The 24,773-nt window shown below is 70.6% G+C and carries 17 protein-coding genes; 6 read left to right on the forward strand and 11 right to left on the reverse strand.

Annotation, left to right across the window (positions count from 1 at the left end):
- Positions 1 to 146: 146 nt before the first annotated feature.
- Positions 147 to 1,355, reverse strand: a complete 1,209-nt coding sequence (locus OHA30_RS24910; RefSeq protein WP_328916102.1) for an MFS transporter — start codon at positions 1,353 to 1,355, stop codon at positions 147 to 149.
- Positions 1,356 to 1,420: 65 nt separating this feature from the next.
- Between OHA30_RS24910 and OHA30_RS24915 the strand changes: the two genes are divergently transcribed.
- Together OHA30_RS24915 and OHA30_RS24920 are read left to right on the forward strand one after the other, a co-directional pair.
- Positions 1,421 to 1,864 carry a MerR family transcriptional regulator gene (locus OHA30_RS24915; protein ID WP_328916103.1) on the forward strand — a complete coding sequence of 148 codons (444 nt, stop codon included), beginning with the start codon at positions 1,421 to 1,423 and terminating at the stop codon, positions 1,862 to 1,864.
- Entirely contained in the window at positions 1,861 to 2,514 is a 654-nt protein-coding gene (locus tag OHA30_RS24920; RefSeq protein ID WP_328916104.1) for an NADPH-dependent F420 reductase, read from the forward strand. The genes OHA30_RS24915 and OHA30_RS24920 overlap by 4 nt, the downstream gene beginning before the upstream one ends.
- Before the next feature lie 33 nt (positions 2,515 to 2,547).
- Here the strand turns inward: OHA30_RS24920 and OHA30_RS24925 are convergent, their stop codons facing one another.
- Positions 2,548 to 4,374, reverse strand: coding sequence for an ABC transporter ATP-binding protein (locus tag OHA30_RS24925; protein ID WP_328917982.1), 1,827 nt, complete (start codon positions 4,372 to 4,374; stop codon positions 2,548 to 2,550).
- 437 nt (positions 4,375 to 4,811) lie between these two features.
- Here OHA30_RS24925 and OHA30_RS24930 point away from each other — a divergent pair, with 437 nt between their 5' ends.
- Positions 4,812 to 5,453: a class I SAM-dependent methyltransferase gene (locus OHA30_RS24930; RefSeq protein ID WP_328916105.1), complete on the forward strand. Its 642-nt coding sequence runs from the start codon at positions 4,812 to 4,814 to the stop codon at positions 5,451 to 5,453.
- Positions 5,450 to 6,469 carry an HNH endonuclease gene (locus OHA30_RS24935; RefSeq protein WP_328916106.1) on the forward strand — a complete coding sequence of 340 codons (1,020 nt, stop codon included), beginning with the start codon at positions 5,450 to 5,452 and terminating at the stop codon, positions 6,467 to 6,469. The genes OHA30_RS24930 and OHA30_RS24935 overlap by 4 nt, the downstream gene beginning before the upstream one ends.
- Before the next feature lie 83 nt (positions 6,470 to 6,552).
- Here OHA30_RS24935 and OHA30_RS24940 read toward each other — a convergent pair whose 3' ends face one another.
- From OHA30_RS24940 to OHA30_RS24980, 9 genes are all read right to left on the reverse strand, one after another.
- Positions 6,553 to 7,656 carry an MsnO8 family LLM class oxidoreductase gene (locus tag OHA30_RS24940; protein ID WP_328917983.1) on the reverse strand — a complete coding sequence of 368 codons (1,104 nt, stop codon included), beginning with the start codon at positions 7,654 to 7,656 and terminating at the stop codon, positions 6,553 to 6,555.
- 89 nt (positions 7,657 to 7,745) lie between these two features.
- Positions 7,746 to 8,255: a flavin reductase family protein gene (locus tag OHA30_RS24945; RefSeq protein WP_328916107.1), complete on the reverse strand. Its 510-nt coding sequence runs from the start codon at positions 8,253 to 8,255 to the stop codon at positions 7,746 to 7,748.
- Positions 8,252 to 9,319: an MsnO8 family LLM class oxidoreductase gene (locus tag OHA30_RS24950; protein WP_328916108.1), complete on the reverse strand. Its 1,068-nt coding sequence runs from the start codon at positions 9,317 to 9,319 to the stop codon at positions 8,252 to 8,254. Before OHA30_RS24950 ends, OHA30_RS24945 begins: the two co-directional genes overlap by 4 nt.
- The gene (locus tag OHA30_RS24955; protein WP_328916109.1) at positions 9,316 to 10,680 is read right to left on the reverse strand and encodes an MFS transporter; all 1,365 of its coding nucleotides are present in this window, start codon (positions 10,678 to 10,680) and stop codon (positions 9,316 to 9,318) included. Before OHA30_RS24955 ends, OHA30_RS24950 begins: the two co-directional genes overlap by 4 nt.
- Entirely contained in the window at positions 10,677 to 13,514 is a 2,838-nt protein-coding gene (locus OHA30_RS24960; RefSeq protein ID WP_328916110.1) for a class III lanthionine synthetase LanKC N-terminal domain-containing protein, read from the reverse strand. The genes OHA30_RS24955 and OHA30_RS24960 overlap by 4 nt, the downstream gene beginning before the upstream one ends.
- A 175-nt stretch (positions 13,515 to 13,689) precedes the next feature.
- Entirely contained in the window at positions 13,690 to 13,863 is a 174-nt protein-coding gene (locus tag OHA30_RS24965) for a hypothetical protein (RefSeq protein WP_328916111.1), read from the reverse strand.
- Positions 13,864 to 14,244: 381 nt separating this feature from the next.
- Positions 14,245 to 17,580 (reverse strand): glycosyl hydrolase family 95 catalytic domain-containing protein, encoded by a 3,336-nt coding sequence (locus tag OHA30_RS24970; RefSeq protein ID WP_328916112.1) that lies wholly within the window; start codon positions 17,578 to 17,580, stop codon positions 14,245 to 14,247.
- 43 nt (positions 17,581 to 17,623) lie between these two features.
- Entirely contained in the window at positions 17,624 to 20,554 is a 2,931-nt protein-coding gene (locus OHA30_RS24975; protein ID WP_328916113.1) for a discoidin domain-containing protein, read from the reverse strand.
- Positions 20,555 to 21,032: 478 nt separating this feature from the next.
- On the reverse strand, positions 21,033 to 22,259 hold the full coding sequence (locus tag OHA30_RS24980; protein WP_328916114.1) for an ROK family transcriptional regulator: 1,227 nt from the start codon (positions 22,257 to 22,259) through the stop codon (positions 21,033 to 21,035).
- Between the two features lie 78 nt (positions 22,260 to 22,337).
- On the opposite strand from OHA30_RS24980, the gene OHA30_RS24985 reads away from it, so the two are divergent.
- Positions 22,338 to 23,204, forward strand: coding sequence for a LacI family DNA-binding transcriptional regulator (locus OHA30_RS24985; protein WP_328916115.1), 867 nt, complete (start codon positions 22,338 to 22,340; stop codon positions 23,202 to 23,204).
- A 228-nt stretch (positions 23,205 to 23,432) separates the two neighbouring features.
- A complete protein-coding gene (locus OHA30_RS24990; RefSeq protein WP_328916116.1) occupies positions 23,433 to 24,746 on the forward strand; it encodes an ABC transporter substrate-binding protein in 1,314 nt (437 codons plus the stop codon).
- Positions 24,747 to 24,773 lie beyond the last annotated feature (27 nt).

Genomic DNA, 24,773 nt, shown 5'->3' on the forward strand with positions numbered 1-24,773 from the left:
CCGGCCTCGTGGGCACTCGGGGAAGTCCCGTGTCATCGCAACGCTTTCCGTTCCCGCGGCCCGGAGCCGCGTCGTGACCGCCGACCGTCGCCGCCACTATGCCGTGAACGTCCCCCGGTGTCACCGGCGCCCCGGCCGGTGCCGACTCAGACCGTCCCCGCGCGTCTGGCCGGGAATCCGTGGGTACGGGACAGCGCTACGACCACCAGCACCGGTCCCAGCAGGGCGAGGACGCTCCACGGGAAGGACTTGGCGCCGAGCGTGTCGAGCAGGACTCCGCCGGCGGCCCCGCCGGCCGACATGAACGCGTTCCACACGGTGACCAGCAGGGCCTGTCCGGGGGCGCCGCCCGCGTCGGTCACTGCGGTCTGGAGAAGGGTGGTGACACCTCCCCAGCCGAGCCCCCACAGCACCATCGCGAGGTAGACGACGAGCCCGGTGCCCGCCATCAGCGCCAGCAGCACCGCGCCCGCCGCGAACAGCACGGTGCTGGCGAGGGTCAACAGGCGCAGCCGCCGGTCGACATGGGCGCCGACGACCCAGATGCTCACCAGGGACGCGACACCGAAGACCAGCAGCACCCGGTCGGTCGAGCCCTTCATACGGTAGGCGTCGAGGAAGGTGGCGATATAGGTGTAGAGGATGTTGTGGGCCAGGACGTAGGCGGCGACCACGAACAGCACCGCCGCCACGCCGGGCCGGGCGAAGGCCCGCAGGACCGGCTCCCGGTGCTCCGGCCGGTGGCCCGTCAGATCGGGCACCGACACCAGAATCCAGCCCAGCAGCAGGACACCGAGCACGGTCACGAGGAAGAACGTCGGCCGCCAGCCGAGGACCCCGCTCAGGAAGGTGCCGAGCGGGATGCCCAGCGACAGGGCGAGCGGTACGCCGGTCATGGTGATCGCGATGGCCCGGCCCTGGAGGTGGGCGGGGGCCAGCCTGCGGGCGTACTCGACCAGCAGCGCCCAGATGAAGCCCGCGGCCACACCGGCGACGAACCGGAAGACCATGGTCAGCGCGTAGTCGCCGGAGACGGCGGTGACCGTGTTGGAGAGGGCGATTGCCGCCACGGCCGCCATCAGCAGCGGTTTGCGCCGCCAGGTCGCCGTGGCCACGGAGAGCGGGATGGCCGTGATCGCGGAGGCGATGGCGTAGACCGTCAGGGCCTGGCCCATCGCGGAGTCGCCGACCGACAGGCCGCGGCCCATGTCGGGCAGCATCCCCGCGGGCAGTGCCTCGGTGAGGATCGCGATGAAGGCGGCCGTGGCCAGTGCCAGCAGTGCGTTCCAGGGGAGTTGCCGGTCGTCCGGTGCCGCTCCGGCGTCGGTCCGTGTCTCCGGGTGAGAAGTGGTCATGACTTGTATGCTCAGACCTTCACACCGATGTGAAGGTCAAGGTCGTCCGAAGTGAGGTGGGCCACATGCGGATCGGGCAGCTGTCCGAGCGCACCGGCACGTCCCGCCGGCTGCTGCGCTACTACGAGGAGCAGGGGCTGCTCGTCTCCGACCGCGCCCCGAACGGGTACCGGGAGTACGACGAGCGCTATGTCGAACGGGTGCTCCAGATCAGGGGGTTGCTCGACGCCGGGCTGCCCACCAGGATCATCAGACAGATCCTCCCCTGCCTCAACGGACCCGGGGCCCTCTACGTCTCGGACGCCACACCGGAGACGATCGCGACGCTGGAGCACGAGCGGGACCGGATGACCGAGCGCATCCACTTCCTGGTCCGCAACAGGGACGCCATCGCCCGCTACCTGGACGCCGTACTCCGCGCCGCCCCGACCGCCCTGGCCGTCCCGGCCCCGGCCCCGGACCCGACTTCCGCCGCCGACCGGGATCGAGTGAGAGGAACCCTTCGATGAGGATCGCGATGCTGGGCACCGGCGCTGTGTGCCGGGTGCTGCTTCCGGCGTTCGCCGGGCTCGGCCACGAGGTGGTGGTCGGCACTCGCGACCCGGCCGTGACGACGGCGGGCAACCCGGAGCTCGTACGGCTGCTGGCGGACCGTCCGGGAGCCGGGCCGGTACGGTTCGCCGACGCCGTCGAGGGCGCCGACCTCGTGGTCAACGCGGTGTCCGGGCCCTTCTGCGTCGCCGCGCTCGCCCCGCTCGCGGACCGGCTGCGCGGCGCCGTCGTCATGGACGTCTCCAGCCCGTTCGACTTCGCCGCCGAGGACGCCGTACTGGAGCCGGTCAACACCGACAGCCTGGGCGAGCAGCTTCAGCGGGCACTGCCCGGCGCGCGGGTCGTGAAGACGCTGAACACCCTGGCCGCTTATGTGATGACCGCGCCGGGCAGCGTCGCGGGAGGCGACCACTCGGTGTTCGTCAGCGGCGACGACCCGTCGGCCAAGCAGGTCGTGACGGACCTGCTCCGGGCGCTCGGCTGGCGGGACGTCATCGACCTCGGCGGCATCCGTACCGCCCGGGCCACCGAGATGATGCTGCGGGCCTGGATGGACGTCAGCGCGGCCCTGGGCACGGATGTCTTCGGCTTCAAGATCGCCCGCTGAGCGGACACCCCCCGGTCGGCTCTGCGCGCGGGCTCAACGGTCCTTGGACAGGGCGAGGAGTTCGGCGAAGATGCCGTTGCCGGCGGCGAGTTCGTCGTAGGTGCCCTGCTCGGTGATCCGGCCGTGGTCCATGACGACGATCCGGTCGGCGACGCGGGTGTTCTCCAGCTGATGGGTGACGACCAGGGTGATCCGGTCGCCCGAGACGGCTTTCAGCTCCTCGAAGATCTGGTGTTCGCCGCGGGCGTCCATCTGCGAGGTGGGTTCGTCGAGGATGAGCAGGTCGGGGCGGCGGTACAGGGCGCGGGAGCAGGCCAGCCGCTGCCACTGGCCGCCGGACAACTCGGCGCCGCCCCACAGTTCACGGGCCAGCAGGGCGTCCAGACGTCCGGGCAGCTTCTCGATCGCCTCGCGCATGCCGACCGCGTCGACCGCCGCCCAGACGGCTTCGTCGTCGCGGGTGCGGGGCTGGCCGAGGGTGACGTTCTCGCGGACGCGCAGCGGCCACTGGGCGAAGATCTGCGGGACCAGTCCGCATCTGCTCCACACGTCGTGGGGGTCGGCGTCGGCCAGGTCGGTCCCGTCCCAGGTGACATGTCCCTTGTCGGAGAGGTAGATCCCGGTGACCAGCCGGCTCAAGGTGGACTTGCCCGAGCCGTTCTCGCCGACGATCGCGACGATCTCGCCGCGGCGCAGGGTCAGGGACAGATGGTCGACTGCGGGTTCGTCCTTGCCGGGGTACTGGAAGACCACGTCGTCCAGGCGGATTTCGCGCACCGGCCCGCTGACGGTGAGTTCGCCGCGCTCGGGCGCGCGGTCGGCGGCCATGTCGAGGAAGGACTGCATGTCGGCGAGGTAGAGGCTGCTGTGGAACATCGCGGCACCGCTGACGACGACCTGTGACAGGGCGGCCAGTACGGTCTGCACGGCGACGATCGCGGTGGCGACGAGGGCGAGTTCGACGCGTCCGGAGACGGCGAGCCAGCCCAGGGTCGTCCAGGTCGCCACGAGGAAGAACCCGCCGAGCGCCGAGGAGGCCAGGGCGATACGGAGTTTGCGCGGGGCGACGGCCAGGGAACGGCGGTCGATGCGCTCGGACAGCGCGCGGTACCAGTACAGGAGGTACTCGGTCATACCGTTGGCGCGGACCTCGTCGCCGTAACGGGCCTCGGTGGACCACCAGCGCATCATGCCGCGGACGTTGCGGTCGCCGACGTTGGCGTAGTGGGTGGCGTAGTCGACCCGCGCGGAGAGCACCGCGCCGAGACCGGCCGGCAGTACGGCGAGCAGCAGCAGCGGCAGCATCAGCGGCTTGAGCACGGTCAGCACTCCCGCCGCGGCGACCATCCGGATCAGGGCGGCGGTGAAGGTCCGGGCGTCCTGCACCATCATCTGGGTCCGGATGACGCCCATTTCGGCGGCCTCGTGACGGTCGGCGAAACCGTCCTCGCCGTAGGCGGTCGCCTCCACCCGGCAGACGGCCTCGACGAGCGCGGCGTCGGCCGCCGTGGTCAGGCCCGGGGTGATCCGGTCGTCGGCGTAGGAGGCGAATGCCGAGGCGATACGGACCCCGGTGGACGACAGCGCGGCCACGATCAGGGCGGGCAGCGCGGAGTGCAGCCGGTCGGCGACGGGCGCGGTGCCGACCAGGGGTCGCATGGCGTGGGCGGTGGCCGTCAGCAGCAGGCCGGAGGCGAGGCCGGTGAGGATCTGACAGGACAGCAGCAGGGTGACCGCGCGGCGATCGATCAGCCAGGTCATGCGGGCGGTCTTGCCGAGTACGGAGGGCAGCCGGGCGCACAGGGCCCAGAACGAGACGCCGCCGAGGGGGTTCTTGCCCCAGTGCCCGGTGAAGGTGATCTCGGCGGGCGGGGGCGGGGGCGGCTGCTCGCCGTCGTCGGTGGCGGTGGCCCCGGCGCCGGCGGGGACGGAGGAGGCCGGGGCGGTCACCGTACCGCCTCCGGCGTGTGACGGGCGGCGCGCGCCCTGGGGGAGCGGGACGCGGTGGGCGGGCGGCCGGCGGGTAACGGCATGATCAACAAGGGTCCTCCCGGGCGGTGGTGGTTCCGGACAGGTACCTGGGACAACGGGTCGGTGCAGGGCACCGTAACGGTTCACCCCGGGCATGAACCGGCCAATTTCCTGGACAAGCGCGAGTGTGGCGCGGCCGCCGGCCTTCGCGCCCCCGGGCGCGCCGGGTTCCCCGGCGTGCACGCTCCCCGCCGACGCGGGCATGCCTCCCCGCCCGCGCGGGGATGGGCGCGGGCGTTGTCATAGGGGTGTCGTAGCGTGGGCGCATGGCAGGCAGGGGCGACGACGACTTCACTCGGCTCGGCGAGCCGCCCGCGGGCGGCTCGCCGTATTACGCGCGCAACGCAGAACTTCTCGCGCGGCGGTACGGGAGCCTCACCTTCGAGGAGGTGCACGACGGAGTGCTGGATCTGCTGCCGTCGCCCCCGGCGAGGGCCGTGGACATCGGGGCCGGCACCGGGCGGGACGCCGAAGCCCTGGCCCGGCGCGGGTACGAGGTGCTGGCCGTCGAGCCCGTGCGCGAACTGCGCGAGGTCGCACGGCGCCCGCCCGTGAGCGACGACATCGCCTGGCTGGCGGACTCCCTGCCCGAACTGCCCCGGCTGGAAGGGCTGTTCGAACTGGCACTGCTGTCGGCGGTGTGGATGCACCTGCCGTCGGCCGTACGCCCGGCGGCGATGGAGCGGCTGGCCGCCCTGCTCGCTCCGGCGGGACTCCTCGTGATCTCGTTGCGCCGCGGCACCCCGCCGGCGGACCGCGTGATGTTCGACGTGCCGGCCGAGGAGGTCGCGCGCGACGGCGGGCGCGCGGGGCTGCGGCTGGTCCGGCTGGTGGAGCGGGGCGCCGACCGGCTCGGCCGCGACGACGTGTGGTGGCAGACCGTCGCCCTGCGCAAGGAGGACAAGTGAGCGAGCGGGGACGGGAGTTCTACGCCCAGGACGCCTCGGCGCGCGCGTCGTGGCGGCTGGCCGTGCTGATGGGCGCCAACACGCGTACGTACAAGTTCGCACTCGGTCAGACCCTGCTGGAGTTCGGGCGGGACGGACGGGACGCCGTACCCCTCGCGGAGTTCGCCGCCGCCTACAGCCTGGGCGTGGTACGGCACTTGGCGCTCGGCCCGCAGGCGCCGCAGACCGCGGACCTGGGCGAGAACGACTTTCTCGCCGTCGCCGCCCGGGAGAGCGCCGCCACGCTGGCCGCCGGGCATCCCTCAGAACAGTTGCTGGCCGCCGCGGTGCGCTCGATGCCGGCGATGGTGATGCGGAAGTTCCACCACCTGCGCGGCGACAGCGCCGTCCCCCACACCTTCTACGAGCTGGCCGGGACCGGACGGCAGCGTGTCGTACGGCTGACCTCCGACCTGCTCGGGCTGGCACGGTCGGAGCAGGCCGCGGGCCTGGCGGGCGAGTTGGACGCGCGCTGGAGCATCGTGGAGAGCTCCTTCGCCGCGGGTGTCGGCCGCAGCCTGATCGAGGAGGGCGTCGTGGTCGACCGGGAGACCCTGAGGATCACCGACAAGCGCCGCCGCCGCTCGGTGACCGGACTGCACGAGGCCACGGTCGGCTTCCAGCACGGGCGTTGTGTGATCTGCGGCGAGGTCCTGACCGCGGGCCAGGCCGTGGCCGTCGACCATGTCTTCCCGTACTCCCTGATGGACCGGCTCAGGAGTGTCGGCTCCTGGAACGGCCCGGATCTGGACGTCCTGTGGAACCTCGCCTCCGCGCACGCCACTTGCAACGGGGCCAAGAGCGACCGGCTGCCCGTCCCGGCCCAACTCGCGCGCCTCGCCGACCGCAACGAGGCGATCATGCAGTCGCCCCACCCGCTGCGCCGCACCTTGCAGCTCAGCCTGCGCAGTGCTCTTCCCGGCCGGCGCGTTCCCTCGTGGCCGGAGTTCCTGAGGGCCGTGCAGACGGTGGTCTGAGGCGCGTACGACGGCCGTGCGCCGACGCCGACGACCGCCGCGCGCGCCGGAGGACCGCACCGCCGACGACGCGCCCGCCCGGGTCAACGCCGGGGCCCGGCCACCTCCGCGGCCACCTCCGCGGCCGGTTCCGGGTGCTGCCCGCGCGGCTGAGCGCGCCGGGCACTCGCCGCCAGCCGCAGCGTGCGGCTGCGCGCGGCTCCGGTGAGCTCGTACGGGACGATCATGATCTCGTCCGCGCCAAGTGAGGCCCGCAGCCGGGCCAGTTCGGCGGCCACCTTCGGCGGTGTGCCGTGAACGACCTGGTTCTCCTCCAGCGCCCGTTGGGCCAAGTACCTCTCGCGGGCCGGGGAGAGCGGGCCGGTCAGGGGGTTCTCCTCCGGGTGCGCGGCCAGGTACGCGGAGGTGCGCAGGGCCTCGGCCTCGGCTTCCTCGTCGGTCTCGGCGCAGACCACGTTGACGGCGACGATGAGATGCGGCCGCGCGTCACCGGGCCCGGGGTCGAAGGCGGAGCGGTAGCGTTCCACGGCCTCCGGGCGGCACTTGGAGCTGCCCTGGTGGTAGCCGTAGGCGAAGGGCAGTCCCCGGTCCGCCGCGATCCGGGCGCTGTTCTCGCTCGCACCGAGGACATGGACCTCGGGCGGCGTGGCGGCGTGCGGGGTCAACGGCAGCGCGTGGAAGCGATGTTGATCCGGACCCCGGTGGTGCAGGAAGCCCATGAGTTCGTCGATCAGCCCCGGAAACTCGACGGCCCCTCGGGGATCGCGGCGCAGCGCCGCCTCAAGCAGCGCGTTCGTCGCCGCCGTTCCGCCGGCCGAGCGGCCGAGGCCGAGGTCGATCCGGCCGGGGTGCAGCGCCTGGAGGGTGGCGAACTGCTCGGCGACGGTGAAGGGGGCGTGGTTGGGCAGCATGACGCCGCCCGAGCCGACCCGTATCCGCTCGGTCAGCGCGGCGATGTGCGCGATCAGTACGGCGGGAAAGCCGCTCGCGGTCTTGCGCGAGGAGTGGTGCTCGGCGGTCCAGAAGCGGTGGTAGCCGTACGCGTCGGCGGTCCTGGCCGTCTCCACCACGTCCTGGAGGGCCTGTTCGGCACCGGTTTCCAGAAGACGGGCACCGAGTTCGAGCACGGAGACCGGGAAGGACGGCGTGGAGGGGTCGACGGCGTTCGGCGCGGTCTGCTGAGTCATGGTCACGATGCGCTCCGGGGCGATACGGGAGTGGGGAGTCGGGGTGGTACGAGGCTCGGGAGCCGGTCAGAGGTCGGTCCGGCGGCCGGTCAGGAGCGGAAGCCGCCGCGGAAGTACAGCAGCGGTTCGTCCGCCGCCCCGCACGAGAGATCGAGCACCGAGCCGAGCACGATGGAGTGGTCGCCTCCGTCGTACACGGCGGCGACCGCGCATTCGAGCCAGGCCAGCGCCCCGCTGATCAGCGGAGCCCCGGTGACGCGGCCGCCGAATGTGTCGACCGTGTCGAACTCGCCGCGTCCACCGGCTCGTCGGTGGTCGGCGAAGTGCCGGGCCAGGTGCGCCTGCTCGGCGGAGAGGATGGAGACCGCGAACCGGCCCTCCGCGAGGATCATGCCGTGCGCGGAGGCCGTGCGCGCCACGCAGACGAGGACGAGCGGCGGGTCCAGGGAGACCGAGGTGAAGGAGTTCGCCGTCATCCCCCGGGGCGCCTCCCGTCCCGCGGTCAGTACGGTCACCCCGGTCGCGAACCGGCCGAGGACCGTCCGCAGGCTGTCGCGCCCGGCGGTATGTGCGTTCAGCGACTGGGGTGCGATCGTCATGAGCGGGCGGCCCTTCTCGGGGACTGGGTGCGAGGGGCGCCTGCCGCCAGCCGCAGGGTCCGGCCGCGCGCGGCTCCGCTGAGCTCGTAGGGGACGATCATGAGTTCGTCCGCCCCGAGTTCGGCCGCGAGGCGGTCCAGTTCGGCGGCCACCGTCGCCGGCGCCCCGCGGACCACCTGGTACTCCTCCAACGCCCGCTCCGCCAGGTACTTCTCCCGGACCGGGGACAGCGGGGCGTCCGGGGCGGTGTCCCCGGAGTGGGCGATCAGATAGACGGCGGTCTCCAGCGCCAGCGACTCGGCCCGCTCGTCGCTCTCGGCGCAGACCACCTGGACGGAGACGATGACATACGGCTGTGCGCCGTCCGGGCCGGGCTCGAAGGCGGACCGGTAACGTTCCACGGCCTCCGGGCGGCACACCGTACGGCTGAGATGGTGGCCGTAGACGAAGGGCAGGCTCCGCTCCGCGGCGATCCGGCCGCTGTTCGCGCTCGCGCCCAGGACATGGACCTCGGGCGGCGTGGCGGTGTGCGGGGTCAGCGGCAGGGCGTGGAAGCGGTTCCTGTCCGGTCCCCTGTGGTGCAGGAAGCCCAGCAACTCGTCGATCTGGGCCGGGAATTCGGTGACCGCGCGGGGGTCGCGCCGCAGCGCCGCCTCCAGCAGACGGTGGGCGGCCGTGGTGCCGCCCGAGGAACGGCCGATGCCGAGGTCGATCCGCCCGGGGTGCAGCGCCTGGAGGGTGGCGAACTGCTCGGCGACCGTGAACGGAGGGTGGTTGGGCAGCATGACGCCGCCCGAGCCGACCCGTATCCGCTCGGTCAGCGCCGCGATGTGCGCGATCAGCACGGCCGGGAAACTGCTGGCGCTCTTCTGCGCCGCGTGGTGCTCGGCGATCCAGAAGCGGTGGTAGCCGTACGCGTCGGCGGTCCTGGCCGTCTCGACCACGTCCTGGAGGGCCTGTTCGCCGCTCGTCTCCGCGGAGTGGCCGCCGCGTTCGAGCACCGACAGGGGGATGGACAGCGGGGGAGGGCCGACGGGCTGCGCGGTCTCCGAGATGGTGGTCATGCGTCACTCCGGGAGGGTTCTGGACGGCCGGTACGGGCGGGCGCCGGCGTGGGCAGGGTCAGGGCCAGGAGCGCCAGCGCCGCGAGGCAGGCCGCCAGGACCAGGGCGGTCGTCGGCAGCGAGCAGCTGACCAGCAGCACCCCGGCGGCCAGCGGCGCGCACGGTTGCAGCAGTTGGACGGCGAAGTCGTTGGCCGTGGTGACCCGGCCGTAGATCTCCTCCGGGATCGAGGTCGCCATGACGGCGACGACGGCGGCGTTGATCGCCGGGACGAGCAGACACATCGCCGAGAAAGCGGCGACGAAGGCGAGGGTGTCGCCGGTGAGCCACGCCAGCAGCAGCAGCCCGGCGGCGACCGCGGGGCCGGTGGCGACGAGGACGGCCAGCGGCATCAGACGCTGGAGGTAGGGAGCGGCCAGGGAGCCGAGCAGTCCGGCAAGGGCGGCGGTGCTCAGCGCCCAGCCGACGGCCTGCGCGCCGCCGGGCTGCCGTCCGACGCCGAGCAGCAGGGCGGAGCCGAACATGGTGAAGACCACGGTCAGACCGCTGAAGAAGACGGTGGACCGGCGGAGGAACGGATCGCGCGCCAGGTGGCGCAGGCCCGCGGTGACCTGACCCCAGAAACCGGGCGGGGGACCCCACCGTTTCGCGCGCCCGGCCGGACGGGCCCGCGGCGGCACGGCCTGATCCGCCCGCACGGCCCGATCCGCGCGTACGGCCCGATCCTTGCGCGAGGACGTCTCACCGGCCCCCGCCCGGAACCCCCGTACCGTCGCCGCCACGCACACCGCGGACAGCAGGAAGGTGAGCGCGTCCACCGCGAACGGCAGCGCCGGGAGCACACCGATGAGCAGTCCCGCCGCCGCCGGCCCTGCCATGTCGGCCGCGTAGGTGCGCGCCTGGTTCAGCGACATCGCCGCGGGGATCTGCTCGGCGCTGACGACCTTCCGGACCAACCGGAACTGGGACGGCGCGAACACCTCGCTCGCACCCGCCGACACCACGACCGCGGCGATCGCCAGCCACAGCGGCAGCGGCCGTACCGCGACCCACAGGGCCACCGCCCCGACGACCACCAGACGGACCAGGTCGCTGCCGATCAGCAGTCCGCGCTGGTCGTAGCGGTCGGCCAGCAGCCCGGCCGGAATCCGGACCGTCAGCCCGGAGATCGCCACCGCCGTGCTGACGACCGCGACATCGGTCGTGAGATAGCCCTGCGTCAGCAGGACGAGCGGCAACGCCACGCCGGACATCGAGGAGCCGAAGCGCGACAGCGCCTGGCCCATCCACAGGAGCCGGAACTGCCGGTTGTGGCGCAGCATCGACGCCCGGCGCTCGGTCGCCAGGGTCGCGGTGGTCACGTCCGGTCACCCGGGATGGACCGCGCGCCGGACAGCAGGTCGTCGAGTACGAAGTTCCGGTTGGTGCGCAGGCCCGGGGCGGCGCGCCGGATCCGGTCGAGGAACAGCGCCGCGCCGGCCGACCCGGTCGCCAGGTCGCAGCTCTCCCGCAGGGTCTGCTCGCCGGGGAAGACGATGCCCTCGGGCCGCCGTACCGCGCTGCACAGCACGGCCTCCGCCGCCCGTTCCGCGTCGCCGAGCAGCTCCGGGTCGCCCAGGAACTCGTACGCGTCCAGCAGGGCGTTGCCGATGCCGCTGATCCCGTGGAAGAGCTGGGGGAAGGCGGTGTACTTGCGGCGCACGTCCGGCAGCAGGCGCTCCACGTGCTTGCGCAGCGCGTCCTCGCCGGTGACGTCCGCGTAGCGCAGCAGGGTGGTCAGGATGCCGGCTGTGCCCTCGTCCCAGTAGCTGCGCCGGACCAGGGGGCCGTCACCCGCGACGAACGCCGGGAACTGGGCCAGCCCACTGGTCGAGTAGATGACGCACGAGAGGTCGAACTCCACGGCGGCCCGGCCCAGATCGAGCGGGCCCTTGTCGCCGGTGACCGCGTGCAGCGCGAGCAGGAACATCGCGACGCCCGAGGCGCCGTTGCCGTAGCCGACCGGGACCGCGCCCGACGAGTCCGGCCAGTGCGCCCGGCCGTCCTCCCACTGGGCGGTCGCCGCCAGCCGGTCGCCGATCTCGCGGGCGCGGTCGAGGAATTCGGGCAGCCCGCTGTCCCGCCACAGCCGCAGACAGGCCATGCCGTGGCCGGCCGCGCCGGTCAGCACCCCGGGCTCGTCGTACAGCAGCGGGTGGCCGCCGGCCTCGCGCAGCAGCCGTACCGCCTGGTCGCGGTGGCCGAGGGCGGACAGCGCCCAGGCCGCGCCCGCCGAGCCGTAGTAGAGGCCGGGCGGCATCGCCTCGTACGAGGTGGACCCGCGCAGCGCCCAGGCGAGGAAGGCGTCGGGGACCTCCCGGTCCAGGCAGCTCATCGTGTACAGACAGCCGTAGGCGCCGTGGGCCAGCGACAGGGGGTTGGTCTCGAAGACCAGGACGTCGGCGGGGAAGAGGCGGTCCTGCCGGGCGGTGTCCGCCGTGCCCTCCATGTAGTCGACCACGCCCTCGACCACCGCGGCGATACGGTCGTGCAGTTGGGCGCTGCGGTCGGGCTCGGGCGCCACGGACCGGGCCAGCGGCGGCGGTTGGAGCCAGGCGGTGGCGAACGGCAGCTCGGCGATCCGCCGGCGCAGGGCCGCGGGGTCGGGCAGCGGCGCGTCCTCGTCGTAGAGGTCGGTGATCAGCGCGACCAGATCGGCCGGCAGCGCGAGGTCCGCGGCAGCCTCGCTCAGCAGCCGCAGCGGCAGGGCGTGTTCGATCACGTCGTTCTGCTGACAGGCCAGCACGGTGGCCAGCAGCACGCCGCCCAGCGCGTAGTAGTCGGTACGGCGGTCCCCGTGCCTGGCGGCGACCGCGCGGCGGGTGACCATGCCGGGGGTGCTGAGTCCGGCTCCCCGGTCGATGTCCTCGTGGAAGGCCGACTCCAGGTCGATGATGCGGATCCGGTCGTCCGGGGTCACCATGATGTTGGTCATGGACAGGTCGCCGAGGACGATGCCGCGTGCGTGGCAGAAGGCGATCGCGTCCGCGATCTGGAGCCACAGCCGCTGGAAGCGCTGGTAGTAGTCGGCCAGGTGCCCGGGCGTCAGTTCGAGTTCGTACAGCGGATTGAGGCTGGTGCTCAGGGTGCCGAAGTGCGTCCCCTCCACGAACTCCTCGACCAGGTAGGAGTGTTCCCACCGGGTGAAGAAGGACAGCGGACGGACGAACAGTCCGCTGTCGGCCAGCTCCGTGAGCAGCCGGTGCTCGTGGCGCAGCAGTTCCACCGCGTCGACGCCGTGCGGTCCGACCTCGACGCCGGGGCGGGCCTCGCGCAGCACGACGTCCGCCCCGGTGACGGTGTCGACACCGCGGTAGATCCCGCCGCGGTTGCTGAACATCAGGGCGCTGGTGACCTCGTAACGGCCGTCCAGCAGGGGTTTGGGGCGGGGTGATGGCTGGGCGTCGGGGGCGGGCCCGGTGTCCGGGGACGCCTTCGCGTCGGGCGAGGAGTTGGCGCCCCGCGTCGGCTTCGTGCTGTCCGGGGACGCCGGCGCGGTGGCGGGCCGGCGGCCCTCGCCGGTCACGGGATCGGTCGCCCAGTCCGGCACGGTCCAGTACGGGGTGCGCTCGTCGGGCACCGGCGTGCCGTCGGGGGCCTCGATCAGCAGCTCCCGCAGACCGGTGGAGTGCAGCCGGAACTTGCTGGTGAAGCCGCCGTACCGGTAGGAGACGACACGGGAGCCGGGATAGCGGCGGTCCGACAGGACATAGGGCCCGTCGAACCCTTCGAGCGCTTCGGTCAGCGCGCGGGCGACGCTGTGGAAGGACTGCTCGTCCGGCGGGTAGACGGTGATGAACTTCCCGCTCGCCGAACGGGAGAAGGACTTGCTGTTCAGCTCCCGCATCGCGGTGGTGTCGATCAGGAACTTGAACCGCACGCCCGCGTCACGCAGCACCGGCAGGCATCGGCGCAGGGTGTCGGCGCTGGTCCGCGAGGTGGCGGAGACATGCAGCTTCCAGCCCTGGCCGAGTTCCGCCGCGCCGGGCGGGTCCGCGATCAGCCAGTAGCTGTGCCGCCGCAGCCGCCAGCTTCCCGGCATCGCCGCGCGGTACTCGGCGAGGTGGGTGCTGTCCGGTTGGCGCCGGCTGATGTCCTCGTACCACCGGGGGTGGTACGTCAGGTAGCGCAGCATCGTCTCCCATGTCAGCACCATGCCGTCGGCTCCTCTCTCGACTGCTCTGGTCCGGTCTGGTCCGGTCTCGACTGGTCTCGTCCGGTGTCGACCGGTGTTGTCTCGTCTTGTCGTGGCTTCCTCGAACGACCGGGATACGGGCCGGCCGGGCCGGTGGAATGACCACCGGCCCGGCCGGCGCGCTAGCGCATCCGGATCACATGCAGAAGGAGCCCACGCAGGAGCTGCAGCTCCCCGGAATACGACCGTCCAAGGCCTCCGTCGCGTTGACGCTGATCCCCTGAAGGTCCAGCACCTCCGCCGCGGCGTGCGCCTCGACTTCCGGCTGCTCCGCGGTCTCCTCGGTGACGGGCTCGTTTTCGTCGGCCATGGTGATCCTCCTTCGCTCCCAGCGATCCACCGGCGGTCGCCGATGGACGGGCCCGACGCTAGGCAGCGCGCATTGGAAAACGGTGAATCGCTGGTATGCGGATGGTATGCGCGTAGATAACGCCCATGAAAAGCATGTCGGAGGATCGCAGAAAGCTGCTGTGATCAGGGGTTTTACCGGTTGTGAAGTAATGGCGGACCGATCGGGAACGGCCATTCTTGATATCGGAATCGGCCATATTTCCGCAGCTCGGGCCGGTGACACGCCTTATTCACGACGAGAAGGGTGCCGATGCCACTCGCGGTGGAGTGGCATCGGCACCCTTACGTGTCGCAGGTCAGACTGTCATCAACCGGTAAACCGGCGGGAGATTCCCGTCGGTCAGCCGAACACCCCCATCTCGTAGAGCGAGTAGCCCCATTGTCCGGATTTCTCTGTGCCTTGCATACGAACGTATCGGGCCGTTCCGCCGACGGGGATTTTCTCGGTGCCGCCCGAGCCGTTCGCCGTGGTGTACAGGTCCCGCCACGTGGACCCGTCGGTGGAGCCCTGGAGCTTGTACCCCTTGGCGTACGACGCCTCCCACTGGAGGTCGACCTCCCGCAGGTTGTACGTGCCGCCGAGGTCGACCTGGAGCCAGCTGTCGGCGGCGGGGCCGGCGCTCCAACGGGTGGACGGATCGCCGTCGAACGCCTTCGCCGCGCTCTGGTCGCTGTTCGACTCGGAGGACGCCGAAGCGGCCTTGCCCTGGGCCAGGTTGGACTTCGCCGCGCTGAGCGTCAGGTCGAGGGTGACCGTCCTGCCCTTCTGGAGCGACAGGACACGCGCGATGCCGCCGAGCGGTGAACTCTGGATCGAGACACCGTCACCGGTGATCGACTCGATGCCGTTGCGCTGGATCAGCGTCAGGTTCTGGTCGATGCCCGAGGTGAGCGTCACCTTGACCTTGCGGTTGTCGGTGTCCCAGCTCAGATTGTCGATGGTGAACCGGCCCTTGCCGAGCATCCCGGAGACGGACCCCTTCTTCAGGCCCTTCGGCACGGCGGGCAGCAGCTCCAGCGTGCCCGGCTGCGTGGCGGCCAGCATCTCCATCATGATCGTGGGCACGGAGTTGACCACGTCCGTGGCGAACGTGTTGTGGTTGTTGTAGTGGGACGTGGCCATGCTGTTGTAGTAGTAGCCGTCCTGGGCGAACCGCAGCAGCTTCGCGGCCACCGAGTCGGCGTTGTTCAGGTCGGCGGCGATCAGGGCCGCGTGCAGCAGACCGTGGCCGGCGTTCTCGTAGTTGCCGGTGTCCTTCTTCTGCAGGAACACCTGGGCGGCCTTGTACTGCGCCGGGTTGGTCTCCGGGGTGATCTCGCGGTAGGGCCAGACGGGCAGCAGCCCGCTGGAGTGCCGGTGCTGGTAGTTGTTCTTGTTCGCCAGGTCGGGCCACGCCCACTCGGCCAGCGCGCCGTCGTTGTTGATGATGTACGGGGGCAGATGGTCCAGCTTCTCCTGCCAGACCGGGATCTTGTCGGCGTCACGGCCGAGGGTCTTCGCGGTCTGGATCAGCGTCGTCAGGGCGAACTTGGCACCGGAGATGTCGTACACCGAGTTGACGGCCAGCGGCACACCGCCCGGCGGGGTGTTCTCCGGCGAGATGGAGCCCGCGAAGATGTACTTGCCGTTGCCGTCCTTCTTGGTGAGGAAGTCCTCGTAGAAGTCGCCCATGTCGCGGATCAGCGGGTAGTACTTGTCGGCCAGGAACGTGGTGTCCCCGGTGACCTCGTAGTACTCCCAGAACGGGTAGAGCAGCCAGGACTCCCCGCCGGTGACGTACTGGTACGGGTAGTCGAAGTTGATGTTGGAGATCAGCCCTTCGCCGTTGGGCGTGTTGCCTCCGGTCAGCATGCCTCTCGTGCCGAGCAGCTTCTTGGCGTTGGTCTCGAAGTCCTTCTGCCACTGCTTGTTCAGGTAGAAGTAGCCGGCCATGGCCTCCGGCATGTTGCCGACGTTGCCGCCGGAGATCTGGAGATTGAGATTCGCGTCCAGGTGGTAGTAGCCGTCCCAGCCGACATTGCTGTCGCCCGTCCAGTTGCCGAGCAGGTCCGGGGCCTGGGTGGGCCCGCTGGAGCCGAGCAAGTGGTAGCGGCCCGCGTAGAACATCCGCTCGTACAGGGCGGGGATCGGTGTCGAGGTCGTCTTCTGCTCGGCGAGGAGCTGTTCGGTGGACTTGGCGCGGTCCTGCGCCGACGCGCCCAGGTCGAGGGAGACCCGGTTGAAGATCGAACTGTGCGCGCCGGTGTGCCGGTTGAGCAGCGTCCGGTAGTCGCCGCTGAGGGCGGCGAGCTTCTGCTGGAGCAGGTTCTTGTTCCACTCCTGCTCGGCGGGGACACCGCCGTTGTAGGTGCCGTTGTAGCGCTGGGTCAGCGAAAGCAGCAGCACATAGCTGGCGTTGGAGACGGTGACCTGGCCGTTGCTGAGGCTCTTGGTGCCGTCGGTGACGATGCGGGTGACACCCTCGTACCCGGCGTTGTAGCTGCCGTTGGGGTACTTGGCGCGCAGATTCAGATAGTCGGTGGTCGAGTTGTTGGTGGTGGTGACGCCCTTGTTGAGGAGGTTCATGCCCGGGTCGATGGACAGGCCCAGGGTCATGGTCTCCTTCTGGCCCGCGGGCGCCGCCTGGTACTGGACGGTGGCGCCGTCGGTCCGGGAGACGAACGAGTCCCGCTCCCATGAGCCCTTGCTGTCCGTCCAGTTGACCGCGACGACGCCCGCCGAGTAGTCGGTGGAACGGACGTAGTTGCTGATCGCTCCGGCGTCCGGCATCGCGATGGTCATCTTGTAGCCGGGGTGCTTGCTGCCCTCGCCTCCGCCCTGGTAGCCCTGCACGTCGGCGGCGAGCTGGTTGGCCTGCTGGTACTGGCCCGCGATCAGCTCGTCGCGGACCTTGTTGATGTTGTCCTGGCTGACCGTGTTGAAGGTCCGGTGCGGATGGGCCTCCGACCGGGCCATGAAGAAGTCCTTGTCGTCGAAGACGACGGTGTCGTTGCGCGGATTGCCGAAGACGATGATGCCCTGCTTGCCGTTGCCGGCGAGAAGGCCGTTCTGCCAGTCGCCGTACGACTGCGGATAGCTGGTCGACGGTGCCGTCGTCGCGGAGCCGATGGTCCCGGCCCCCGTCCCGCCTGTGCCGCCCGTGCCGTCGGCCGCGGTGCCGTAGACCGCGAACTCCCAGAGGGAGTAGCCGTATTGAGTGGCGGGCGTGACGCCCTGCATCCGGACGTAGCGGGTGGTTCTGTTGACGGTGACGGTTTCGGTGCCGCCCTGGCCGGTGGTGGTGGAGTAGATGTCGGTCCAGTGGGTGGCGTCGTCGGAGACCTGGATCTTGTAGCCCTTGGCGTAGGCGGCTTCCCAGGACAGTACGGCGGTGGTCACGTTGTACTGGCCGGCGAGGTCGACCTGGAGCCAGGCGTTGTTGTCGTTGCTGTGGTCGCTGGACCAGCGGGTGGAGGGGTTGCCGTCGACGGCGTTGGCGGCGGTCAGCGTGCCGTCCTGGTAGGAGGCGGTGGCCCTGGCGTTGGCGTTCAGCGACAGATTCACCGGCGTGCCGGCCGCCCGCGCGGTGCCTGACTGGAGTGCGGCCGAGAGCAGCAGCAGGAGGGGCAGGGCGACGGCGAGCAGCCGTCTGCCGAGCGCGGAGCGCGATATCGGGCGGAACATGCCCTGTGTCATCGGATTCCCTTGTGGTGGGGGGACGGTGGGGGGACGGTCGGGGCTACGCGGTCAGGTCGAACTGCTCCCACGGCCCGATCGAGTCGCGGTTGGCGATGAGCGGCTGCGCGCCGCCGTTCTCGGCCGTGACGTACTTGCCGTTGACGGCCGCTTGCAGGCTCACGGTCCCGTTCGGGTTGGTGACCAGGTGGAAGGTCTCCCAGGCGCCTGCGGTGGGGCGGTTGGCGATGAGGGCGGCCGCTCCGGCGTTGTCGGCGCTGACGTACTGGTTGTTGGCGTGCGCGCGGATGGCAACGTTGTCAGTGTCGAGATGGACGAGGTCGAAGCGCTGGGCCGCGGTCAGTGTGCTCGCGTTGGCGACCAGCGGTGACGACCCCGCGGTGACATAGAGGCTGTTCGCCCGTGACCGCAGGGCGCTGCCGCCGCTGTCGCCCGGGCCGGCCGTGCCGCCGGTTCCGCCGCCGGTGACGCGCAGGGAGGAGATGGCGTCGTTGTTGCCGGTGGTGGTGAGGTTGGGGTTGTCGGCGGTGAAGGTCCACTGGGTGCCGGTGAAGCCGCCGTCGGCGTAGGCGGTGACGGTGTATCCGGCGGGGACCTTGATCGAGGAGATGCTGTCGTTGGCGATGCCCGCGGCCTGCAACTGCGGCAGGTCGTAGTTGCCCGCGCCCAGCGTCACGGCCGTGCCGCCGTAGTTGGCGTCGCCGTAGAAGGTCGGACCGCTGCCGGTGGCGCCGGCCGGGGTGCCGTAGATCTCGAACTCGTAGAGCGAGTAGCCGTATTGAGTGGCGGGGGTGACGCCCTGCATACGGACGTAGCGGCCGGATTTGTTGACGGTGACGGTTTCGGTGCCGCCCTGGCCGGTGGTGGTGGAGTAGGCGTCGGTCCAGTGGGTGGCGTCGTCGGAGACCTGGATCTTGTAGCCCTTGGCGTAGGCGGCTTCCCAGGACAGTACGGCCGTGGAGAGGGTGTACGTGCTGCCGAGGTCGATCTGGATCCAGGCGTTGTTGTCGTTGCTGTGGTCGCTTGACCAGCGGGTGGAGGGGTTGCCGTCGATGGCGTTGGCGGCGGTCAGCGTGCCGTCCTGGTAGGAGGCGGTCGCCTTGGCGTTGGCGTTCAGCGACAGATTCACCGGCGTGCCCGCCGGAGGCTCCGGCGGCTTCGGCACGGTCTGGCCGGCCGGCGGCCACAGCGCGAACGAGTTGGTGCCGTTGTGCGCGCCCGCGAACGGACCCGCCATGACACTGCCGGTGTTGACCGCCGCACCGAAGAAGTCGGTGGTCACATCGGCCGCGATGCTCTGGTTGGCACGCGGAATGACGCCCACCCGGGACTGTGTCACCGGGGTCAGTCCCTTGATGCCGGACGCGTCCAGATCGAAGCTCAGCGACATCTGCGTATTGGTCGCCGTGTAACGGGCGTTGGAGATGACGTTGCTGAAGTTCCCTTCCTTGACCTGCGTCTTGTCCGTCGCGCTGTCGGGAAGAGTCGTGCCCTGGACCAGGTTGTTGTACCAGAAGAACTTCTGCGGGGAGGTGAGCGCGGTGGTCTCGTTCATCGTGCCCGGCTGGAAGTAGTACGCGTCCCTGCCGGAGCCGTCCGTGTTGACGCGGCCGTTGTCGAGGAACAGGTTGTTGGCGAAGACGATGCCGGTGGCGTCCAGGGTCCGGATGTCGCTGTTGCCGATGAAGACGTTGTTGTCCACGAGAATGGGTCCGTGGACGGCCTCGGCGTAGTAGCCCCACGGGCTGTTCATCACGATGTTGCCCGTGATGCGGACATTCTGGTTGCCCCAGTCGGTCCAGATACCTGCGGAGTTGCCGCCCTTCGAGTTCTTGACGTAATTGCCCTTGATGAGCCCTTCGTTCATGTAGTGGACCTTGATCGGGGCCGTCTCCGCACCGCTGAACTCATTGCGGTAGTTGGTGTCCTCGATCATGTTGTAGAGGATCTGCGAGTGCCAGGAGAAGACACCGGCGATCCCCGACTGGCCGCACTTGGCGATGTAGTTGTTGCGGACGATGTGCGAGCCGTACTTGCTCGTGTCGTGGAAGTCGGTGCGCGGTGTGCCCGGGCGGTTTCCGGCCCAGGTGTCGTTGCTCAGGCCGATGTCGATGCCGATCGTCCTGGCGTTGACGACGATGTTGTTCTGGATGATCCACTTCAGCCCGCCGTAGACGCTGATCGCGCCGGCCTGCCGGCGGTCGGGGCTGTCGGGGAAGTCGGAGTACGTGTTGGCCGCGTGCTTGATCGTGAAGCCGTTGACGGTGATGTAGCCGAGGCCCCACACGTCGGGCGCGAAGATCTGTCGGCGGACGTTGATCTCGCCGAGCCGGGCGTTGGGGTCGGCCCCGCTGAAGTTGGCCCAGATGGTGGTGTTGGACGAACCGACCTCGGAGTACCAGGTGTTCGCCGTGCTCTGCACATTGCTGAGCGCGGGCTTCTCGTTGTACGCGGTCTCGTCGAGGTAGACGTCACCGGCGTTGTAGCCGGCGAAGGTGCCTCCGCCACCGCCGTTCGGCTGTCCCTGGGCGTACGGGTTCCAGCTGCCGAACCAGCTGTTGGGCAGGGTGACGCTCCAGACGTTGCCGCTGGACTTCACCCAGGAGTTGATCTCCTCCGAGCCCTTGATGACGACCTCGCCGTCACCGGCGTTGGTGTACGTGATGCGGTGCGACTCGTCGGTGCCGCCCCGGGCCGGCTTGACCGTTTCCCGGTAGAGCCCGGCGTGCACCATCACCGTGTCGCCGGGCTGCGCCTCCTGCGCCGCGCGGTTGACGGACAGATAAGGGGACGCCTGCGTACCGGAGTTGGCGTCATTGCCGTTCTTGGCGACGTGAAGGACGCGAGGGGCGGCCGCCTGCGCCGTGAGCGCGGGCAGGGCGACCGACATCAGCGCGGCGACGCCGATGAGGGCGCAGAGCGCTTTGAGCCGGGCGCCGATGCGCGAGGCCCGGCGGGTTCTGTCATGTCTCATGGGGGGTTCCTTTGCGGAGGCGGATCCCCGACGTGGGCGCCGGTCGCAGCCGGCATCGACGGGGCGCGGTTGATCGGAGCGAGGCGGCGCCGGGCGGCTGGATCCGGACGCCGAAACACCGCGCGAGGGCGCGGAGGAGTGCGTGCCGCCGGGCCCGGCGGCACGGCCATGGTGCTCAAGTCCCTTGGTGCGAGGGGCGGTTCAGGACGCGGTGCGCCGTGCGTGGCCGGTACGGGGACTCGCGTACCGGTGGGACACCGCCGGGACGGGACGTCCGGACGGCCTTCCGCTCAACACCCAACTATTTGCGAGTAAGTTACATTATTAATCTATGCATGTAACTCCTTGGCGTCAACCGGTCGGGAGCCGGGCGGTCCGCGTAACGTACCGGCGCCCCGCGCCCGCATCAAGAGACGTGCGCGAATCCGTCTGCGCGCCGGAGCGCGGGTGACAGGGGGAGACGTGCGCGGTCGGCGCGCTAGGCGCGGGCCGTGACCTGCGGTCCGTGGCCCGGCGCGACCGAACCCTGGAGCACCAGGGCCGCCCCGCCGATCGCCGCGGCGTCCCGCGGATTGCTCGACAGATCGACCCGCACGCCGTGCACATCCCGGGTGAACGCCCGCTCCGCGAGCCGGCGGCGGATCTCGGTGACGTAGATCGACCCGGCGACGGCGAAGCCGGGCCCGGCGAGCACGAGTGTGTCGAGATCCCACAGGTTCGCGAGCGTGACCGCGCCCTCCGCGAGCAGCGCCGCCGACTCGTCGACAAGCGCGCGGGCCTCCGCGTCGCCGTAGATCGCGGCGCGCGCGAGCACGTCGAAGGCCCGCGCGTCGGGGTCGTCGGGACGTATCCGCAGCCGGTCGGCCAGACCGGGAACGGCCCGGGCCCGGGCGACGAGCACCCGCGGAGCGGCGTACTGCTCCAGGCAGCCCCGATTGCCGCAGTGGCAGCGCTCGCCGTCGCGGACCACCGTGACATGGCCGATCTTCCCCGCGTTCGAACTGGCGCCGCGGTGGAGTGCGCCGTCCAGCACCACGCCGGAACCGATGCCGGAGTTCATGTACAGGCACCCGAAGACGCGCTCCCGGGACACCCGCCGCCCCCAGAACTCCCCGACGGCGGCCGCCGAGGCGTCGCTGTCCACGAGCACCGGCACGTCAAGCCGGCCGGTCAGGGCCCGGGCCAGGTCGAGTCCGGCCCACTGCCGCAGGCCCGGCGGCGCGAGGAACCCGCCCCGGGCGATGTCGACCGGTCCCGGCCCGACGACCGCCATCCCGGCCACGCTCTGCGGCGGCAGCCCGAGGCCGTCGGTGACATCCCGGTAGAGCGCGGCGAGCCGCGCCACCACGCCCGCCGGCCGGCTGTCGGCGGTCCCGGCGACGAGCTGGCGGCCGACGGTACCGCCCCGGGTGTCGGTCACCACGCAGGTCAGGGTGTCCGCGCCCACATGGATGCCCACGCCGTACGCCGCGCGGGAGTTGATGATCAGCATGGCCCGGGGCTTGCCGCGGGTCGCGACCGTGTCGCCGGTCTCGCGGACGACCCCGTCGTCGATCAGCCGGCGGACGATGTTGGAGATCGTCGGCTGGGTGAGCCCGGTGACCTTGACCAGCTCCACCCGGCTGATCGGTCCGGAAGACCGGATGAGGTCCACGATGAGCGCCCGGCTCCCGGGCCCGGCGGCCGCAGACTCCCGTCGGGCCACGCTCGACCACCTCTCGTCTCGCCGTACGCTGTCGCACGACTACGTCACGGGACGAGGTTAATCGACGAGGAGGACACCATGGCCGCGGCACCGACCCGTACGGCGCCACGCCCGCAGGAGGGGACGCCGGTCGGTCTCGCCCTCGTCCGGGACGCGGAGGTCCTCGGTACCGAGCCCTTCTTCCACGAGTTCATCGCGGGTATGGAACGCGTGCTCGCGCCGCTCGGTGTGCCGGTGCTGCTCCAGGTCGTCGCCACGGTACGGCAGGCGAGCGACCGGATGCGGGCCTGGGCGCAGCGCGGCCAGGTGCAGGGCATGATCCTGATCGATCTGCTCCCCGGTGACGAACGCGTCGAGCTGGTCAAGCGGTTGGGCATGCCGACCGTCGTCATCGGGGACCCGGTCACCGCGGGCGGGCTGCCGGCGGTGTGGACGCAGGACGAGGTCGCCATGCGCGATGTCGTCACCGAACTGGCCGCCGCGGGCCACACCCACCTCGGCCATGTCGCCGGCCCGGCGCAGATGGCGCACACGATCATCCGGCGCCGCACCTTCGAGGAGGTCGCGGCGGAACTCGGCGTCCGCACGGCGACCTTCGACGGCGACTACTCCGAGGCGGCGGGCGTGCGCGCCCTCGGCGCCCTCGCGGAGCTGGCGGACCGGCCGACCGCGCTGGTCTTCGACAACGACGTCATGGCGCTCGGCGCCCAGCACGAGGCGGGCCGCCTCGGGCTGGCGGTCCCGGCCGATCTCTTCCTCGTCGCCTGGGACGACTCGGCGCTGTGCCAACTGGCCGTTCCCCCGCTCAGCGCCGTCAGCCACGATGTCCAGGAGCTGGGCGAGCTGGCCGGGAACGTACTGGCCGAGGCCCTGGCGGAGGACACCGCGGTCCCGGCCGGACCCCGTACGGTCAAGGCCGCGCCCGCCCGGCTTGTCGTCCGGTAGCGCTTTCATAGATTACTAATCTTTGTTATTGACTTCGGGGTTGGCGTCGTAGACGCTGTGTGCCGAGCACCACGTACCCACGTACACCGGTGTGCCATCGGCAACCGCCCGGGACACCCTCCCCGGCGCGTTTCAGCTCGTCGTTCCCCACACCGCCACAGGCCGATCGTCGAGATCGACGCGCTGTCACCTCGTCCTGCCCCGAAGCAGCAGAACAAAGGAAAAACCATGGACCACCGCACCAGGTCACGGGCCGTGCGCGTAGTGGCCGCGTCCGTCGTCAGCGCCCTCGCCCTCGCCGTAGGCGGCTGCGGCACGAGCGGCGACTCGGCGAACGGCACCGGCAGCAGCAACTCGATCGATGTCGTCACCCGCTGGTCGGCCGGCAACACCGCGGCGGCGGCGCAGGCGGGCGTCTTCAAGGCGTTCACCACGGAGACCGGCGTCAAGGTCAACTCCACCGACGGCCTGGAGACCATCGACGACCAGGTGGAGAACGCCGTGGCGGCCGGCAAGTCCCCCGACCTGGTGATCGTCAACCTCTACGACAAGACGCTCGGCTGGCTGGACGCCGGTGTCACCGTCCCGGTCGACGACTACCTCAAGGAGTGGGGCCTCGCCGACAAGGTGAAGCCCGCCGCGCTCAATGAGTGGCGGGTCGGCGGCAAGCCCGACGGCAAGCTCCAGGGCCTGCCGTTCTCCGGGTTCAGCTGGCCGCTCTGGTACAACACCGACCTGCTCGAGCAGGCCGGCGTCGACAAGATCCCGACCACCACCGACGAGCTGATCGACGCCGCCAAGAAGCTGCGCGCCAAGGGCGTCCAGCCGCTCACGGTCGGCGGCAACGACTGGACCGGCCAGAAGCTCTTCTACCAGATCGCCGAGTCCTTCACGGACGCCGCGACCATGGAGAAGGTCATGCAGAGCGGCGGCTACTGCGCCACCCCGTCCGTGATGCAGGGCATCGAGCTCTTCACCCAGCTGCGTGACGCCAAGGTCTTCGCCGACAGCGCGGCCGGCCTGAACGCCGACGCGATGTACGCGGCCTACTACTCCGGCAAGGCCGCGATCATGTCCGCGGGCTCCTGGGCCTACACCGACGCCAAGAAGTCCGGCACCGGCGTCGAGACGCACACCACGCTCGGCGGGCTGCCGCTGCCCGCCGGCTCGGTCTACAAGAACCCCACCGCCTTCCAGGGCTTCACCGGTGTCGGCTTCATGATCACCAAGCGCGGTGCGTCGAAGGACCGTATCGACAACGTGCGCAAGCTCATCACCTCCTTCTACAAGGACGCGGCCGTCGGTGACTTCGTGAAGGACGCGAGCATCCTGCCGCCCACCGCCGGCGACTTCTCGCAGTACGCCACAGACCCGCTGCTGTCCCAGTCGATCAAGCTCGACGGCACGGTGGACTACGCCGTGGTGCCCGACGTGTGGATCGGCTCCGCGTCCGACCCGATCATCCAGGTCCTGACCGGGGCGTACGGAAAGTCCTCCGCCGACAAGATCTGCAAGGGCCTCGACGACGCCACCAAGAGCTGAGCGGCCGACCGCGCAGCTCCCGTGCGG

The sequence above is a fragment of the Streptomyces sp. NBC_00223 genome (assembly GCF_036199905.1).
Taxonomy (GTDB): domain Bacteria; phylum Actinomycetota; class Actinomycetes; order Streptomycetales; family Streptomycetaceae; genus Actinacidiphila.